The following is a 17,255-nucleotide window of genomic DNA, read 5'->3' as shown; positions in this document are numbered from 1 at the left end:
CCATCAATGACATAAATTTTATTACAATGAAAACAGGAACAATCTATAAAAAGCCGATTTACAAACAAAATTTAATGAGTTTGTATGACCAAAAACTCAAATCATTTACAAGTAATGATTATGAAGAATTGAATATTGAAACCTTTGCAGGAAATACACACATCATTGTAAGAGGAGAAAAAAATTTACCATCTGTTGTAGTTTTTCATGGCATTCATGCAGGTGCGCCAGTTGCTTTGGAAGCCATGCAGGATTTATACAAAAAATACAGAATTTATGCGATTGATACAATTGGACAAGCCACAAAAAGCGATGAAACGACACTTGATTTTAAAAATCATGAATATGGAAAATGGGCAAGTGAGATTTTAGAAAAATTGAATCTTCAATGTATTCCTGTAATTGCTATTTCGTATGGTGCATTTATTTTGAATGAACTCATAATAGTGAGTCCACAAAAAATCCAAAAGGCTATTTATATTGTTCCTTCTGGTTTTGCAAATGGCGATTTTTTGCCTTCTTTTTCTCGTTTGAGTATTCCACTTTTTAAGTTTCATTTTACCCAAAAAGAGAAAGATTTAGTCAAATTTATGGATGCTTTTTTTACTACAAAAGACAAGCATTGGATAGAACTACAAAAAAACATTCTATTGGGTGTAAAAATGGATTATCGTCGTCCTCCCTTACTTTCTGAAAAGAATACACAAAATTTTGAATCACCTGTCTTTGGAATTATAGCAGAGAATGATGTCTTTTTTCCAAAAGAAAAAGCTATTCTGCGTATGAAAAAAGTTTTTTCTGATTTGAGAGAAATTCATATTATGAAAGATGCCAAACATATTCCTGACACAAGTCGCTATGATGAAATCACAAATAAAATTGAAGGATGGTTATCTATTTCTGATAAAAATAAAGAATAAAAACCAAGCATTGAAAGATTAGATAAAAACACTATTTTTGTGTAAAAATTATTCCAAAATTTAGATACCTCAACAATAGCGAAGTCTCATTGAGGGTTAAAAAACAAAAAAAGTGAACCGTACCAAACTCATTTCCCAAATAAAAGCTAAAGAATCCTATCTCTGTGTAGGCTTAGATAGCGATATTAAAAAAATTCCTTTTCATTTATTGAATGCAAAAGACCCTATTTTTGAATTTAATAAACGAATTATAGATGCAACAGAAAAGTATGCTGTTTCTTATAAAATCAATACTGCTTTTTATGAAGCTCTAGGAACAAAAGGTTGGGAAAGTCTTCAAAAAACGATTGAGTTTCTACCTCATGATGTCTTTATTATTGCTGATGCAAAACGTGGTGATATTGGAAATACATCGTCACAGTACGCAAAAGCATTTTTCGAAAATCTAAATTGTGATGCTGTTACAGTTGCACCATATATGGGTGAAGATTCGGTAAAACCTTTTTTAGAAATAAAAGATAAGTGGACAATTTTGTTGGCTCTAACTTCCAATTCTGGAGCGCAAGATTTTGAAATGCTAGAACTCAAAAATGGTAGAAAAGTCTATGAAGAAGTTTTAGAAAAAAGTCAAAACTGGGGAACAGAAGAAAACTTAATGTATGTAGTAGGTGCAACAAAAGCAGAATACATTGAAAATATTCGTAAAATAATTCCAAATCATTTTCTATTAGTTCCAGGAGTAGGAGCGCAAGGAGGAAATTTAGCAGAAGTTTCGAAAGCAGGAATGACAAAAGACTGTGGACTTTTAATAAATTCTTCTCGTCAGATTATTTATGCCAGCAAAAACAGAGATTTTACAGAAATGGCAGGAAAAAAAGCACAAGAAATCCAACAAGAAATGGCCTTGCTCTTATCTGCAATCAGTTAATTTAAACTTCCTTTTCCTTCTAGAGATACAATTTTAAGAGTTGAAAGTAACAAAATCAACTACTTATTTTCATAACTTCACTTATCTTGATTCATGGAAAACATTCTAGTATCTAGTAAAAAACACACTTTAAAACTAACTTTTGCCGATGCCTTTCATCCTTCAGAATTAAATATCAGGGCAGATCACTGGTATTTTACATACAAACTTAGTCTATTAGATGATTCTTTGACATTTGGAAAATGGTTTACTGGAAAGTTTTGGAAATTGAAGGAGGAGAATATAATTATATTTGAAGAATATGCCAATGAGAGTTTTGATGAAGAATCTATCAAGCATGATAATGATGTTGTATTAAGACTTTTTCTAATTGACTTTCAAAAAAATGCTACGGCAAGGTTTTCTCACTTTCAAGGAGGGCAATTTGATGTAACAGAATTGACAGAAGATGGTAGAATAATTTTTCAGAAAAAACTACATTATCAAACAAGTGAATTTGAGATTCGTCTTGATTCTTTAAAGTTTGAATTCTTTAGTAAAATTTAGAAAATAGATTCGAAATAGAGAAAATAAACGATTATTGTATCTTTGAGTTAATATTCAGAAAAACACTAACCAATCATTCAAAACTCAAAAAACATGATTATTGCAGAAGATAAAACACTCAATTATACAAAAGAAGTCCTAGAAAATATGCCAAACGACTGGCTAAAACTAACTACACACAGACTAGATATTTATAAGGAAGAACTAGCAAAAACAGAGTTTTTAGAAAAATTTGAAATTTTATTTGAAACAAATAACGCTGAAAAATCGGCTTTAAGCGAACTCCCTACAGCTTACGATTATATCCGTTTGGGACATCCGTTGTCTTCTATTTTGGAATGGGCAATCTCCAAAATGAATAATCTAAAATCAGAATGTATAATCAGTTTTTCATCACAAACAACTCCTATTTTAGCTGTTTTAAGAAAAAATTTATTAACTAATAAAGCTACTCAAATCGTTTATAGTAGCAAATTACCTTCTTTTTTTGATGCCGAAATTATTAGAAATATTTATGGTTATGAGTTTGAATTAAAAAAAATTGAGAAAATAGAAGATATAGAAAATTTTGAAGGAAGTACAGTTTATATTTCACAAAAAAATGAAATTGGAACGGCTAATCTAAATTCAAATATTGATTTTTACATTAATCTTCATACTGATTTAGGAAGTATTTTATTTGTAAATGGAAAAGAAAATGAAAATTACATTTCAGAAATTCAGCACGTCCGTAGAAGAGAAACGATTGCTATGACTCCAGCCGATTGTTTGACGGCTTTGCATACCCTTACAGAAAATACTTCTTTCGAAGCTAAAAAATTTGATACAGAAAAAAATAAAAATTCTGTTTTAGCATCCATCAAAAAAATTACACATTCCGATTCGAAGGCAGTTGTTGGTTCTAGTGGACTTTCGGTTCAGTATGCTATTATGATGGGGTTGGTGGAAAATGCGCTAGAAAACCATAAAGGAAAAGCGATTAAATTTCTTGTTCCTCCGAATTGTTATGGTGGTACAAACGACCAAGCGAGGAGAGTCGCAGCTTGTTTGGATAATGTGGAAGTGATGGATTTGCCTGTTGATGGCGATAATGATATGGTAAAAAGTATCAATACCGTTCTTAAAAAAGTGGCAGAATTAGATGCTGTTCCTTATATCATTGCCGAAATTCCGACCAACCCAAGAGTGGAAGTTCCGAATATGATTGAACTTGAAAAAGCATTGAGTGCAACACGCAAAACTCCAACTGGTCAAAAGGCTATCGAACCTGTTTTTATTTTAGACCAAACTTTTTGTCCGAATGTAAATTTTTTAGGCGAAAATCAAATTCTTTCTACGGTCAAAACGATTTCGTATGTCAGTGGTTCAAAATTTCCTAGTGGTGGAAAAGTAACGGTTGGTTATTGTGTAGCCAATCAAAAAGCTGATTATTTGATGGAAAAGACAGAAAAGAATATTATTCTTTGTGATAACGAAGCGACAGATTTACAAATGGAAATTTTGGCAGAGCAACTACCATCGATGAATGAGCGTATTGAAAAAGCCTATCAAAATACACGCAAATTTGTCAATTTTATCAAAGAGGTTTTACCAACAGCAAAAATTAATTTTGTGTCAGAAGAACTGGCTCAAGAAGGCTTTACACCATCTGTTTTTTCATTAGACTTACCAACAAAAGGAACTACTGCCGAAGAAAAAGAAGCGCACAAAAGGGAATTGAATAATAAATTAATCACGATGATGATTACTCAAATTCCAAACGAAAGTAAATATTGTGTAAGTTATGGACAACTGAAAGGCTGTTATTGGACAATTCCTGCCACTTCTACGCAAGGAACTACCAAAGAATCTGACAAAGATTATATTGCTCGTGTTTCGCTTTCTGCTGATATGGATTTAGAACTTCATAAGAAAGTATTTTTGGATTTTGTGGAACAGATTTAATTTTAGCATAAAACCCATGAAATAAATTCGTGGGTTTTATTTCAATCCACCTCCAAAAACTTAACAGCTTTTTTATAGTCTTGAAAAACTTTTGTATTTGTTTCTATTGATGTTTTTACTTCAATGATAGAAATTCGGCTTCGCTTTTCGGTATCTAACTCTAATTTTTCTAAGGCTTCTTGAAATTCAATTTTACTTTTATCTTCACAAAAAGTATATTCTAATTCAAATTCTTTGCTCAAACTTTCAGCATTCAGAGGTTGTTTGATTACAAAAAACTCGTCTGATTCGGGTTGTTTGGCTGCATCTGGAAGCATCTTAAAGATTCCTCCACCATGATTATTAAGTAGAATTACAATCAAATTTTTTGGTAAATAATTATTCCAAAACGCATTTCTATCATAGAAAAAAGCTACATCGCCAGTCAATAAAATATTCAAGGTTTCATCGTCTGCAAGAGCATGTCCAATGGCTGTACTTGTTGAGCCGTCAATTCCACTTGTACCACGATTAGAGAAAATTTCAATCTCTTTATTCGCATCTTTATCTAAGTTGAGATAGTTTGCATAACGCACACTCATACTGTTTGCCAAATGAAAATTAGAGCGTTGTGGTAAGTGTTCCATCAATATTTTGACAGCTTGAAACTCTGAAAAAGGTTGCTCTTCGAAAAACTGTGCATTTAATTTTTTAATTTCGGCATCTGTTCCACGCCAATTATCCACAAAAAATGATTGACGATACGACTCTGCAAAAGCTGTTTGCTTCTCCAAAACCTTTCTAAAAAAATAAGATGGATTGAGAGGAATTACTTTTGTGAGCGACTGAAAAGTATCGGCAGCAATTCCAGCAGGTTGAATGTGCCAATGTTCAATAGCAGGATATTCACGCAAGAATTTTTTAAGGTTTTTTGAAATGACTGATTTTCCAAATGTAATCAATAATTCTGGTCTGAGTTCTTCTAAACTTTCTCTATTCATCAAAAAAACATCTTGATGCTGGATACTATTTTTCACAATATGAAGATTTGAAATTACATCAGCCACAACAGTAACTTCCAAACCATTCAAAGCAGAAATCAAACGCTCATTATAACGCATTTGTCCACCCACAATTAGTTTTTTCTCTGTTCCATTCCAAACTTCCAAAAGTTCTTCCCAGTGTTGTGTTCTAATTTTTGGACGGCTATGAATTTGTTCTATAATCTTTACATCGACATCATACTTTATTTGATTTTCATAAAAATTATTTACACTTTCTTCTAAACTTGATTCCTCTTGATTTTCCACAGGAGGATAAAACGGCTCACGAAAAGGTGCATTGATATGAACAGGCGCAAAAGGATATGTTTTCGATAAATTTATGGCTTCTGAAATGGTGCGTTCGATATGCCAAACAGCATCTTCATGCGACAAATCAACTGGCAGCGTATAACTTTCTTTTACATGTTTTCCATAAATATTTGTTTGTCGGATTGTTTGTCCGTCAAATTGGTCTATCCACTCTGGAGGACGGTCAGCCGTCAAGACAAGCAACGGAATTTGTTGAAAATAGGCTTCTGCAATCGCTGGGGCATAATTATACGCTGCCGAACCCGAAGTACAAATCAAAACAACAGGTTTGTTTGTCTGTTGTGCAATTCCTAACGCAATAAAAGCAGCCGAACGCTCATCAGCTATCACTTTGCAATTCAAATTTTTATGCCTTACAAAAGCCAAAGTAAGAGGAGCAGACCGAGAACCGGGTGAAATAATTACGTTTTCGATGCCGTGTCGGTGGCAAATGTGAGCAATATTCCATATTGGTTGAAGAGTGTAAGACATAATTGAATTGACAATTAAAAATTAAAAATTACGAATTAATTCAAATATAGTATTTCTAAGGTAAATCCGTTTTATTCAACAAAAATAATCAATTAGAAATTATATATCTATACCTATTCAGAACTTAATCTTGTTTATTCTCTTGTTTATCGTCTGTTTTTATACTTTGGCATATTAATAGCTATTTAACTAATCGTGATTGCCACGAGATTGGTAATTTTTTCATGGCTATAAAAAAGAGGTTTCGGCATGTTCTGAAGCCTTTTTTTGTGGATTGATATTCTTTGAGTTAAAGGCAAGCCTTTAACCTACTAATTTCTTACTTCTCTTTTGGTTTCCATTCTTCCAAAAACTGTTCAATCGTATGTGCATCTTCAAGTTTAAACTCTCCAATTCTTGTTCTTTTAAGTCCAGACAAATGTGCGCCAGTTTCTAATTTTTGACCCAAATCATGAGCTAGACTTCTGATATATGTTCCTTTACTACAAACGATTCTCAAAGAAATAACTGCTTCACTTTGTGATAAATTAGATTCTACAATTTCTAATTCTGAAATGGTTACTTTTCTTGATTTGAGTTTTACTTCTTCACCTTCTCGTGCTGATTGATAAGCTCTTTTTCCTTCTACTTGTATAGCCGAAAAAATGGGTGGGATTTGGTCTATTTCTCCTTGAAAATCTTTCAAAGCAGTTTGTATTTTTTCTAAAGAAAGATTAGAAACGTTTTTTGCATTTTCCAAATCTGTTTCCAAATCATAAGAAGCAGTCGTAAAACCAAAGGTAATTTGAGCCACATATTCTTTTTCTTGCCCTTGAAACTGTTCGATTTGTTTGGTCATTTTGCCAGAACATAGAATTAATAAACCTGTTGCTAATGGGTCAAGCGTTCCTGCGTGTCCTACTTTTACTTTCTTTTTTTGTTCGTATTTTTTGATAGCATAACGAATTTTGTTCACGACATCAAAAGACGACCAAGTAAGAGGTTTGTCTATCAAAATTACTTTTCCTTGTGAGAATATTCCTTGTTCTTCCTGCATTTTTTATATGATTTTTTTGTAAATACTCTTACAGACTAGATATTTGTGCTGTTTGTTTATACGTTAATTTCAAATTCTCATCCTTTGTTTTTTCTCTTACAAAAGACATTTTCCAATTACTTTCTCCATCATTCATTTCTACAATTAGACTTTCATCCGTAAATTCTAGGACATTCCAATACCTATCTTTTTTATCAGGTTCGTACAAACGAATTTGGTTTTCTTCTTCCAAATATTGCCACAAAACTACTTCTTTGCTTGTATAAACATTGGTATATAAAATTCCTTTTGTGCCTTCATAGTTTTTCATTTCGAATTTGACATACATCGAATCTACCTTTAGCTGAATAGTAGAATCTTGTTGTTTTCGGACTACATCTCTGACACTTTCAGGAAAACTTTTGATACTTGTTTCTAAGATAGGCGAACTAAGACTTTTTCCTATCCATTTTCCTTCTAACTTTTTAGATGCATTTTCACAACTTGCCAAAGCAATTATTAAAATAGCAAGAATAATATAATTGTTTTTTAATAACATAATTTTTTCAGTTTATTTTTATAAATTAATTCTGAATAAAGATATTCTATTTATTTTCGTCTTCCTCTTTTTGTTTTTTTCTTATTTCTTTATAAAAAGTTTTTTCGATACGTTTGTCAGGAACAATCCAAATCAGAGCAACCCCAAAATAAATCAAAATAGAAAGCCATTGACTGACAAAAGAAAGAGGAATAGCACAAGCATACAAAATTAAGGAAATTTTGCCTTTATAATCATTTCCGATAGCTTTATATAAAATAGAACTCTCTCCATGAATTTTGAGAATCAAATATTGTAAGATAAAATATGCAATGGCACTCATCAGCAAAACGATACCATATAATGCCTGTGGCACAGCAGAAAAGCTAGTTCGCCCTATCCAACCCGAAGTAAACGGAATCAGAGAAAGCCAAAAAAGCAAATGAAGATTTGCCCATAATACTTTTCCGTTTACATATTTAGTAGCTTGAAAAAGATGATGGTGATTATTCCAATAAATCCCTAAATACAAAAAACTCAAAATATAACTCAGAAAAATAGTATATACTTCACCTAAATCATATAAACTCGCTCCTTTAGGAACTTTCATTTCCAAAACCATAATGGTAATAAGAATTGCCAAAACGCCATCACTAAATGCTTCTAATCTACTTGATTTCATCTCTATTTTGATAAAAAGAAAAAAGATAAATCTGAAAGTATCAAATTTATCTTTTTGTAGTGTAATAACCTAAAATTAGTTATATGCCATGTTGAGTTTCTGCTTTTACTTCTTTCCATGCATCCATTCCTCCATCTAGTTCGATAATGCGTTCGAAACCCATTTCTTTTGCTTTTTCTACTGCTTTTGCACTACGTCCACCTGATTTACAATAAATAAAAAGTGGTCTATATTTTTCTAGTTTGTCTAATTCTTCTTCGAAAGAGTCATTATTAAAATCAATATTTTTTGCTTTTGGAATACTTGACTGAGCAAATTCTTGTGGTGTTCTGACATCAATAAGATTATATAGTCTTAATTCAACCATTTTAACACGAAACTCTGGAGCTTCCAATTTCTCTACCTTTTGTTTTTCAGCATTGAGATTTCTACTATCACTTTCTGCTTCCAACTCTTCTTCCTTTTGATTTTCTTGAGTGCTATTTTCTGTATTCTCAACTTCCTTATTATTTTCTTTACAAGCCGAAAAACAAGTAATTAAGCTAAATAAAGAAAAGAGTAATAGTAACTTTTTCATAGTTTTTTATTAGAATTTTGAATGAATAATTTTTAACAGTTTTTTTTCTAAAAAATAACAGTCTTTCTTTTTTGTTTAGAAAGACTGTTTTTTATTAGCATCAAATTTAAGAAAATACTTTTTAAATTATATCTACCTAAATCATAATTTAGAGTAATTTATACATTTACATGTCTTTCGGCATGATATGAAGAACGAACTAATGCACCTGATTCAACATACTTCAAACCACGTTTTAAGCCTTCTTCTTTGTAAAAATCAAAAACTTCTGGATGTACATATTCTGTAACAGCAAGGTGCATTCTAGTAGGCTGCATATATTGCCCAATAGTTAGAATATCACAACCATTTTTTACAAGATCGTCCATTGTTTTCAAAACTTCCTCATTTGTTTCTCCCAAACCTACCATAATTCCTGTCTTAGTACGCTTTCCATATTCTTTTGTGCGCTTGATTTGTTCCAAACTACGTGCATAACGAGCTTGTGGACGAACACGTTTGTAGAGTTTTTCAACCGTTTCTATATTATGAGAAACAACTTCTTGTCCTGCTGAAATCATGATTTCTAAGGCTTCCCAATTTGCTTTTGTATCTGGAATAAGTGTTTCGATAGTTGTCGTTGGCGAAAGTTCTTTTGTAAACTTTACAGTATTATGCCAAATTTCTGCACCTCTATCTTTGAGTTCATCACGATTTACAGAAGTAATAACAGCATGTTTTACTTTCATAAGGCTAATCGCTTCAGCTACTCTTCTTGGCTCGTCAGTATCATATTCAGGTGGTCTTCCTGTCTGAACAGCACAAAAAGAACAACCCCGAGTACAAACATTCCCCAAAATCATAAAAGTAGCTGTACCAGCTCCCCAACATTCGCCCATATTCGGACAATTTCCACTTTGACAAATAGTGTGTAATTTATGCTTACTGACAAGTTCATTTACTTGTTTGTAATTTTCTCCAACAGGCAAACGGACACGCAACCAGTCTGGTTTTTTGCCATTGAGCTGCTCTGGAGTTTTATTTTTTTCGTTTATATTTATAACTGGTAATTCTATCATATATGTAGGTGTTTGTTGCTTGATAAAAATACAAACAACGGCTAAAATATATCTAATTTAATTTTGAACTATTTTATCCAAACAGATAATGATTCTGTTCTGCTTTTACACAAAGATACAAATTTTTTATGCCTTTGTATATTGATAATCTATCGTTTTACTTAGCGTTTCACCTTCGTAATGACGTTCTCTTATCAGTTTGGCATCTTTGAAAATAGAGATTTTTTTGGTAAAAGAACTGTTTAAAGGATTTGTTTTTATTTCAGATTTAGCAAACGGACTAACAAAGTTTTGATTAATTATTTGCCATAATGCTCCATCTTGATAAATATATTCTAAGCTAGAATAGGAAAGTAGATTTTCGCCTTTTCTCATTTCAGTTCTGACAAAAGTAGGTGTATTTGTTTTCTCTTGATACGAATAAAAAACAACTGTTTGAGCATTTGTTTCGTAATTGGTATAATGCGTTTTTTGAAGCAACATTTGATTATTAGCTCCTTTTGAATAGGTATAAACTTTATCTTCTAATGGCTTTTTATCATCTATAAAAACGACTTCTTTTTTGCGTTGGCGAGTTGTTTCATCAAAATAAGTAATGTATTTTTTATGAACTGGATTTTCTATTTTTTTATTTCCACTAAAAATAAAATCTAAAGTAGGTGTTATTTTTCCTTCTTTTGTAGGCTCATAAAAATTGACAACTTCTTTACCAAAAATACTATCAAAGGCTGTATAAGAATACAAAATTCGTCTTACAAGCTCTTTGTTATGATAGATTTTTTGCTCTGTAATTTTTCCTCTTTCATCTTTGTATGAAATACGCTTTTGTTCTCCCCAAACTGGGTGTGTGATGGTTGTTGTAGGCTCTGAACCATACGTATAATTTACCTTTACAACTCCTTCTGTTGTATAAACATCAAGTCTTTTTAGGCGAGCAAGTGTGTCATATATATAATCTGTTTTGAGGTCTTGCAGAGGCTCTTCAACACTCATGAGCCTTCCCTGTCCATCGTAATTATGAACACTATGTTTTTGGGAAACTTTATCAACAGTAGTAGTTTGCCAAGCAATAATTTGAGTTTGGGCAATCGTTTTTGTAGAAAATAAAACAAAAAAAGATATGAAGAATACAGCAAAAAATAAATTAAATGTACGCATAAGTTGATTAAAATTAATTTGGTATTTGTTTTTACTTAAACGTATAAAAAGGATATTTTGATATGTTTTTTTTAGATGTCTAAAAACAGGAAAAATAATTAGAACAAAAATTTCTCAAAATAAGTACATTTTTGTTCTAATCATTTATTTATAACTCTATCAAAAAACTCATTGTATCCACTCCATCAGCATAATCAGATACTTTTGGATGTTGTGCTTCTCCAAAATCAATACTATTTTCAAACCACCCATTTGCTGAAGCTACTACTTGTATCTGTTCTTCTTTTTCTTCTATGGTTTGTTTTACCCCTTCTATATCTTGATAAATTTCATAATACAAAACTCCAGTAGGCGACGAAATAGAAGTATCTTTTGTAAGTAAAACATTAAAAGCATCAAAATGGTGAATTTGTTCCATCAAATAAATTGCTTTGTAGTAATCATAATTATTAGCATATTTATTATGATTTTTCATAGAGTTCCATTGCAAATAAACTGTATCTAATAATTTTCCAAAATCATACTCTTCAGGAACATACAATTTTGAAACATTACGACATCCTAACCCAAAGTACTGAAAAATATCTATTGATAATCTTTCTAATTCTTCTTGTGTTTCGTCTCCTTTTATAACAGCTACCGATGAACGATTTTTACGAATAATACTTGGGAATTTTCCAAAGTAATACTCAAAATAACGTGCTGTGTTGTTACTTCCTGTGGCAATATAAGCATCAGCACCTTTTAAGTTTGGAAGAACATAAATATAATTTCTAAACTCAGGCTCTACTTCAAAAGCCCACTCTATTAGTTTTTCTATCAGAATTGTATCTTTTTGGCTAGGCTTTATCCATACTTTGTGTCCACTCAAAAGTACAGAAAGTATATCATGAAAACCTACAAAAGGAATATTCCCAGCAGGTATTAGTCCTATATTTTTTGTAGGAAAGTCTATTCCGATTTTATCTAACTTGTCTGTATTATAATTTTTTAGCCAATTTTCTAGACTTTCTTTTGTAAGCATGCTACGAATAGAGGCTAATGCAAACTCTGTATTTTCAGGTGTAAACCAATTATTATGAATATAGGCTTGATGAAAAATAGGCTGTTTTTCTTCATTTGAGAGAGAATCAATGAAATTACCTAGTGCAATTAATGCAGCTTTGCGATGAGAGAGTGTCATTACTAAAACAGAAAAATAGGTTGTATAAATTTGATATAGGCTGCAAAGATATAAAAATTATGCAGCATGATTTTTATATCTTCTTTTTAAACTCATTTTTGATTAAAACACAAAAAATCCTGTCTGATTAATCAAACAGGATTTTTAAAATTCTTATTGTTATATCAAAATGATATAAAATTGGTTAGATTATAGAGAAAAACCTAAACCTACCATAAGAGCTATATCACTGATACTTGAAGTATTGCTCAATGGAGTTACAGAGTTTACACCATTACCACGTGTTCTGATAGACTTCGATAAACCATGACGGTAACGAGCATCTACTAACAAGGTAGCAAATTTTACATCAAATTGTAAACCTGTACCTACTACAACACCAAAGTCGTGAGGAGAAAAGTCATTTGTTACTTCAAAAGTTTGGTCAAAGTTATAACCATAAGCAGAACCAGTTTGACGGCTATATACATACGCATTATAGTTGTAAGATGGTCCTATGTAAAGACGTGGGTGATATACAGAAAGAACTGGAATACGTACATTTACTAAAGCATTTGCTTGGAAGTTATTTGTACGATAAGTTGTTTGTGTAGTTGAATATGTAGTAAACGCATTCTGAACCCAGCCTAATTCTAACTCAGCACCTACCCATTTTGTAAAGTTATAACGACCAAATACATGGATTTGAGGAGAGAATTCTTTCCCATTTGCGTCATTTTGGATGAAATAACCTACTGCGCTACTAGTGCGCATGTCAGCAAGGTTAAAGCCAGACTTAAAGCCGACCATAAGTTTAGACTCAGCTTCACCTGCTCCATCTTGAGCAAAGGCTGCGCTTGAAGTTAATACAACTGCACATACAGCAGTAGCAATAGCACGGATTGAACGTTTCAAAGAGAATTCAATGTTAAAGGGTACTTTCATAATTTAAAAGGTTGTTGTTGTAAGATAACGGATTTTGTTCGAAAAAAGTAAATTTTCTCCAAAATAGAAAACTTTGCTGCAAAGGAAAGCATTTTTTTTTAATTTCTTGCAAATTTTATTCACTTATTTTTAATGAATACAGTTATTAAATTTTATTTTGGTTGTATATGTCTGCTAGTTTAGGTTATTTTCTGACTTAGAGCGTTAAAATAGCTAGTTAAGAACTATACTAGATTAGCAGGTTAATTTACATAAAAAAATAAAAAAATAAAAATTTGATTGAATAAAAAATGTTTGTTATTCCTTTAGAGTTGGTTTTAACTCTTAAAAAATTTTCAAGAAAACTTCATCAAAATGCAAAGAACCTAATTTTTAGTTCTATTATATAAAGAATGATTTTCCCAAAACATTTTGTTTCTTTTATTAAATTTCTATTAAAAATTGATTCAAAAATAAATTTGAACCCAAAATTACTAAAAATTATGAACAAAACTAATTCTATTGGATTAGAAAATTATTTTTTTTTATAAAAAACTCTATAACCAATATATTTATAAATTTCACTTTAGGTTTGAAGGTATAAATTTAATTATGTATAATAAGGGTTTAATAGTGTCGTTTTTTACTAAAAAAAATGGTCATTTCATATACGTATATACTATCTCTCTAGTTGCTTTGTTTGGTAAATTTTTAATTTTAAGTACTTCATTTTTATTAGTTTTGCTATTTTCTAATCAACCTTTGTATATTTGCAATCTTCTTTGAAATATTTTGTTCTAAGATTTCTTGAGATTTCTTAGTCAATTTTATATATACTATTTTTATTTACCTTTTTATTCTTGTGAAACAAAACGATTCATCAAATTACGATTTATTCATCAAAGCTGGTCAGACAGAGGGTAACTATTGGAAAGATCTTTGGCGTTATAAAGATCTTTTTTTCATTTTGACATGGCGAGACTTGAAAGTTCGTTACAAACAAACTGTTCTAGGTATTGCTTGGAGTGTTATTCGTCCATTCCTTACCATGGTTATTTTTACAGTTGTTTTTAGTGGTGTTGCTGGACTTCCCTCTGAAGGAAATGCACCTTATGCAGTTATGGTTTATGTAGGACTTTTGCCGTGGCAATTTTTTGCGAATGCACTTTCAGAAAGTAGTAGTAGTTTGGTTGGTAGTGCCAATCTAATATCCAAGGTTTATTTTCCTCGTTTGATTATTCCAACAGCTTCCATCATTACAGCGTGTGTAGATTTTTTGATTTCTTTTGTGTTACTGTTACTTTTGATGGCAGTTTATCAATATGTGCCTAGTTGGAAAATTGTTTTTTTACCTTTATTTCTGCTTGTTGCTTTTTTGGCAGCTTTTGGAGTAGGACTTTTGCTTACAGCCATGAATGTAAAATATAGAGATTTTCGATACATTATCCCTTTTATTATTCAATTTGGTGTTTATATTTCTCCTGTGGGCTTTAGTAGTAATATTGTATATGAAAAACTAGGTAATAAAATGATAGCAATGGATATGGCTTGGCTCACTGATTATTTGGTTGCTCTTTATGCTATCAATCCAATGGTAGGTGTTATTGATGGTTTTCGTTGGTCTATTATTGGCAATGCTGAAATGAACTGGAGTATGTTTGGAGTTTCGATTGTTATGTGTTTACTTATTTTGACTTATGCAATTTATTATTTCCGAAAAACAGAAAAAACATTTGCAGATGTTATTTAACAATATATATTATAAAAAAGAAATAAAATGAGTCAAAGTATTATTCGTGTAGAGAATTTAGGCAAAAAGTATATTATAGGTAATGAACAACAAGACCGTTATATATCTTTACGTGATGTCATCACCAACAAAGTAAAATCTGTTTTTTCCAAACAACAAGAAAAAGACGATTTTACAGAGTTTTGGGCATTAAAAGACATCAACTTTGATATACAGCAAGGTGATAGAGTAGGAATTATTGGGCGTAATGGTGCAGGCAAATCTACTCTTCTAAAAGTGCTCAGTAGAATTACAGAACCTACAACAGGTAGTATTGCCATAAAAGGACGTGTAGCCAGTCTTTTGGAGGTAGGAACAGGTTTTCATCCAGAGCTATCAGGCAGAGAAAATATATTTCTTAATGGTGCTATTTTGGGAATGGGACGTTCAGAAATCAAATCTAAGTTTGATGAAATTGTTGATTTTTCAGAAATAGAAAAGTTTTTAGATACACCTGTAAAACGTTACTCTTCGGGTATGTATGTCCGACTTGCTTTTGCTGTTGCAGCACATTTAGAACCTGAAATTTTGATTGTAGATGAAGTATTAGCAGTAGGGGATAGTAAGTTTCAGAAAAAATGTTTAGGTAAAATGGGAGAAGTATCTAGCCAAGGCAGGACTATTCTGTTTGTAAGTCATAATACTACTTTTGTTAGAAGTCTTTGTAACAAAGGCATTTGGTTAGATAAAGGTCAAGTCAAACAAACAGGTTCGACAGCAGAGGTAATCAATAGCTACCTGTCTTCTATGCATGACCGAGTCTTTGATGAAAATAGTGAATTACATAATAGCTTGAATAGAAGAGGAAGAGGAGATGCTAGATTTAGTAAAATAGCTCTTACAGACGCAAAAAATGCAGAACAATCAGCTTTTTTGAGTGGCGAAGACATTAAATTTAATTTTGAATTAAAAATAAACGAACCTTTATCTTTGCTATTTGCTTCAATTCTATTCAAATCTTCCACAGGAGAAATAATAACTAATACAGAGAAAAAAAACCTTTCTCATTTACTTCAACCAAATGAAAAAGGATATAATATTTCTTTTTCTATCCTCTTAAAAGACAATCCTTTTCGTGTAGGCGAATACGAAATGTATTTTTGGTTGGGAGAAAACCCAGAAAAGTTTTTTGATGTAGTGGATAATGTACTTCCTCCTCTTCAAATATCTACAAATAAAGATGAAGATGAGTTGGCCTATAATCCTGCTTCTCCACACGGTTTTTTTGATATTAACACACAAATTATTTCAGCACAATAACCTTCTAAGTTTTTAACTCATTTGCAAAATGAATTACAACCTTTCTCACCTTGACCAACTTGAAGCAGAAGCCATTTATATAATGCGTGAAGCAGTGGCACAATTTGAAAACATAGCGTTACTGTTTTCGGGTGGAAAAGATTCGATTACCCTTCTTCATCTAGCTCGCAAAGCATTTTATCCTGCTCAAATCCCTTTTCCATTATTGCATATTGATACAGGACATAATTTTGAAGAAGCCATTGAGTTTAGAGATTATTTAGTAGAAAAAACGAATACAAAGTTAATTGTTCGTTATGTTCAAGATTCTATAAATCAAGGAAAAGCCCTAGAAGAAACAGGTTATAATGCCAGCAGAAATAAATTACAAAGCATTACACTTCTAGATGCCATCGAAGAGCTAAAACTAGATGCTTGTTTTGGAGGTGGAAGACGAGATGAAGAAAAAGCAAGAGCAAAAGAACGTTTTTTTTCTCATAGAGATAGTTTTGGAGAATGGAATCCAAAAAATCAACGCCCTGAGTTATGGAATTTATTTAATGGAAAGAAACAATATGATGAGAACTTTAGAATATTTCCTCTCTCAAACTGGACAGAATTAGATGTTTGGCAATACATAGAACGAGAAAAATTAGAACTTCCATCAATTTATTTTACACATCAAAGAGAATGTTTTGTTAGAGATGGGGTAATTATGGGGGTTACAGATTTTATACAACTCAAAGCAGAAGAAGAAAAAAAAATGATGCAAGTACGTTTCAGAACTCTTGGAGATGCAACCTGTACAGGGGCAATAGAATCTCCTGCTTCTACGGTATCTGAAATTGTAAAAGAAGTCGCAGCTATGCGCTTGACTGAAAGAGCAGGGAGAGCAGATGATTTGCGTTCAGAAGCTGCCATGGAAGACCGTAAAAAAGAAGGGTATTTTTAA

The 17,255-nt window shown here is 31.7% G+C and carries 16 protein-coding genes; 7 read left to right on the top strand and 9 right to left on the bottom strand.

Annotated elements, in window-relative coordinates:
- Nucleotides 1-26: 26 nt before the first annotated feature.
- The 4 genes from ACE193_RS16270 (at nt 27) to ACE193_RS16255 (ending at nt 4,338) form a co-directional block, all read left to right on the top strand.
- Nucleotides 27-920 carry an alpha/beta fold hydrolase gene (locus tag ACE193_RS16270; protein WP_375559279.1) on the top strand — a complete coding sequence of 298 codons (894 nt, stop codon included), beginning with the start codon at nt 27-29 and terminating at the stop codon, nt 918-920.
- A gap of 112 nt (nt 921-1,032) precedes the next feature.
- Nucleotides 1,033-1,848 (top strand): orotidine-5'-phosphate decarboxylase, encoded by an 816-nt coding sequence (gene pyrF / locus ACE193_RS16265; RefSeq protein WP_375559278.1) that lies wholly within the window; start codon nt 1,033-1,035, stop codon nt 1,846-1,848.
- Nucleotides 1,849-1,941: 93 nt separating this feature from the next.
- A complete protein-coding gene (locus tag ACE193_RS16260) occupies nt 1,942-2,394 on the top strand; it encodes a hypothetical protein (RefSeq protein ID WP_375559277.1) in 453 nt (150 codons plus the stop codon).
- A 93-nt stretch (nt 2,395-2,487) separates the two neighbouring features.
- Nucleotides 2,488-4,338, top strand: a complete 1,851-nt coding sequence (locus ACE193_RS16255; RefSeq protein ID WP_375559276.1) for a cystathionine beta-synthase — start codon at nt 2,488-2,490, stop codon at nt 4,336-4,338.
- Between the two features lie 41 nt (nt 4,339-4,379).
- Here the strand turns inward: ACE193_RS16255 and menD are convergent, their stop codons facing one another.
- The 9 genes from menD to ACE193_RS16210 all read right to left on the bottom strand — a co-directional run bounded on the left by menD (nt 4,380) and on the right by ACE193_RS16210 (nt 13,266).
- A complete protein-coding gene (menD, locus tag ACE193_RS16250; RefSeq protein ID WP_375559275.1) occupies nt 4,380-6,161 on the bottom strand; it encodes a 2-succinyl-5-enolpyruvyl-6-hydroxy-3-cyclohexene-1-carboxylic-acid synthase in 1,782 nt (593 codons plus the stop codon).
- A gap of 319 nt (nt 6,162-6,480) precedes the next feature.
- Nucleotides 6,481-7,197, bottom strand: coding sequence for a tRNA pseudouridine(55) synthase TruB (gene truB / locus ACE193_RS16245; protein ID WP_375559274.1), 717 nt, complete (start codon nt 7,195-7,197; stop codon nt 6,481-6,483).
- A gap of 28 nt (nt 7,198-7,225) precedes the next feature.
- The gene (locus ACE193_RS16240) at nt 7,226-7,735 is read right to left on the bottom strand and encodes a hypothetical protein (RefSeq protein ID WP_375559273.1); all 510 of its coding nucleotides are present in this window, start codon (nt 7,733-7,735) and stop codon (nt 7,226-7,228) included.
- Between the two features lie 46 nt (nt 7,736-7,781).
- The gene (locus tag ACE193_RS16235; protein WP_375559272.1) at nt 7,782-8,396 is read right to left on the bottom strand and encodes a TMEM175 family protein; all 615 of its coding nucleotides are present in this window, start codon (nt 8,394-8,396) and stop codon (nt 7,782-7,784) included.
- 79 nt (nt 8,397-8,475) lie between these two features.
- Nucleotides 8,476-8,973 carry a rhodanese-like domain-containing protein gene (locus ACE193_RS16230; RefSeq protein ID WP_375559271.1) on the bottom strand — a complete coding sequence of 166 codons (498 nt, stop codon included), beginning with the start codon at nt 8,971-8,973 and terminating at the stop codon, nt 8,476-8,478.
- Between the two features lie 158 nt (nt 8,974-9,131).
- The gene (gene lipA, locus ACE193_RS16225) at nt 9,132-10,031 is read right to left on the bottom strand and encodes a lipoyl synthase (protein ID WP_375559270.1); all 900 of its coding nucleotides are present in this window, start codon (nt 10,029-10,031) and stop codon (nt 9,132-9,134) included.
- Nucleotides 10,032-10,157: 126 nt separating this feature from the next.
- Nucleotides 10,158-11,189, bottom strand: a complete 1,032-nt coding sequence (locus ACE193_RS16220) for a hypothetical protein (protein WP_375559269.1) — start codon at nt 11,187-11,189, stop codon at nt 10,158-10,160.
- A 148-nt stretch (nt 11,190-11,337) separates the two neighbouring features.
- Nucleotides 11,338-12,372, bottom strand: coding sequence for an acyl-CoA reductase (locus ACE193_RS16215; protein WP_375559268.1), 1,035 nt, complete (start codon nt 12,370-12,372; stop codon nt 11,338-11,340).
- A 189-nt stretch (nt 12,373-12,561) separates the two neighbouring features.
- Nucleotides 12,562-13,266 carry a porin family protein gene (locus ACE193_RS16210; RefSeq protein WP_375559267.1) on the bottom strand — a complete coding sequence of 235 codons (705 nt, stop codon included), beginning with the start codon at nt 13,264-13,266 and terminating at the stop codon, nt 12,562-12,564.
- Nucleotides 13,267-14,137: 871 nt separating this feature from the next.
- On the opposite strand from ACE193_RS16210, the gene ACE193_RS16205 reads away from it, so the two are divergent.
- From ACE193_RS16205 to cysD, 3 genes are read left to right on the top strand one after another with little or no spacing between them, the layout of a single operon-like run.
- Nucleotides 14,138-15,025 carry an ABC transporter permease gene (locus ACE193_RS16205; RefSeq protein ID WP_375559266.1) on the top strand — a complete coding sequence of 296 codons (888 nt, stop codon included), beginning with the start codon at nt 14,138-14,140 and terminating at the stop codon, nt 15,023-15,025.
- Between the two features lie 27 nt (nt 15,026-15,052).
- Nucleotides 15,053-16,324 (top strand): ABC transporter ATP-binding protein, encoded by a 1,272-nt coding sequence (locus tag ACE193_RS16200; protein ID WP_375559265.1) that lies wholly within the window; start codon nt 15,053-15,055, stop codon nt 16,322-16,324.
- A gap of 28 nt (nt 16,325-16,352) precedes the next feature.
- On the top strand, nt 16,353-17,255 hold the full coding sequence (gene cysD, locus ACE193_RS16195) for a sulfate adenylyltransferase subunit CysD (RefSeq protein WP_375559264.1): 903 nt from the start codon (nt 16,353-16,355) through the stop codon (nt 17,253-17,255).

Source organism: Bernardetia aquimarina, assembly GCF_042180575.1.
Classification (GTDB): Bacteria; Bacteroidota; Bacteroidia; order Cytophagales; family Bernardetiaceae; genus Bernardetia.
Note: the sequence above shows the minus strand (reverse complement) of the source record. Positions and strands in the feature narration are given on the sequence as shown.

Excerpts from the sequence above, each read along its gene's own strand:
- ACE193_RS16240 (WP_375559273.1), bottom strand. The coding sequence starts at position 7,735 with ATGTTATTAAAAAACAATTATATTATTCTTGCTATTTTAATAATTGCT.
- truB (WP_375559274.1), bottom strand. The coding sequence starts at position 7,197 with ATGCAGGAAGAACAAGGAATATTCTCACAAGGAAAAGTAATTTTGATA.
- lipA (WP_375559270.1), bottom strand. The coding sequence starts at position 10,031 with ATGATAGAATTACCAGTTATAAATATAAACGAAAAAAATAAAACTCCA.
- ACE193_RS16220 (WP_375559269.1), bottom strand. The coding sequence starts at position 11,189 with ATGCGTACATTTAATTTATTTTTTGCTGTATTCTTCATATCTTTTTTT.
- ACE193_RS16200 (WP_375559265.1), top strand. The coding sequence starts at position 15,053 with ATGAGTCAAAGTATTATTCGTGTAGAGAATTTAGGCAAAAAGTATATT.
- ACE193_RS16270 (WP_375559279.1), top strand. The coding sequence starts at position 27 with ATGAAAACAGGAACAATCTATAAAAAGCCGATTTACAAACAAAATTTA.
- menD (WP_375559275.1), bottom strand. The coding sequence starts at position 6,161 with ATGTCTTACACTCTTCAACCAATATGGAATATTGCTCACATTTGCCAC.
- ACE193_RS16260 (WP_375559277.1), top strand. The coding sequence starts at position 1,942 with ATGGAAAACATTCTAGTATCTAGTAAAAAACACACTTTAAAACTAACT.
- ACE193_RS16230 (WP_375559271.1), bottom strand. The coding sequence starts at position 8,973 with ATGAAAAAGTTACTATTACTCTTTTCTTTATTTAGCTTAATTACTTGT.
- ACE193_RS16235 (WP_375559272.1), bottom strand. The coding sequence starts at position 8,396 with ATGAAATCAAGTAGATTAGAAGCATTTAGTGATGGCGTTTTGGCAATT.
- ACE193_RS16255 (WP_375559276.1), top strand. The coding sequence starts at position 2,488 with ATGATTATTGCAGAAGATAAAACACTCAATTATACAAAAGAAGTCCTA.
- cysD (WP_375559264.1), top strand. The coding sequence starts at position 16,353 with ATGAATTACAACCTTTCTCACCTTGACCAACTTGAAGCAGAAGCCATT.
- ACE193_RS16215 (WP_375559268.1), bottom strand. The coding sequence starts at position 12,372 with ATGACACTCTCTCATCGCAAAGCTGCATTAATTGCACTAGGTAATTTC.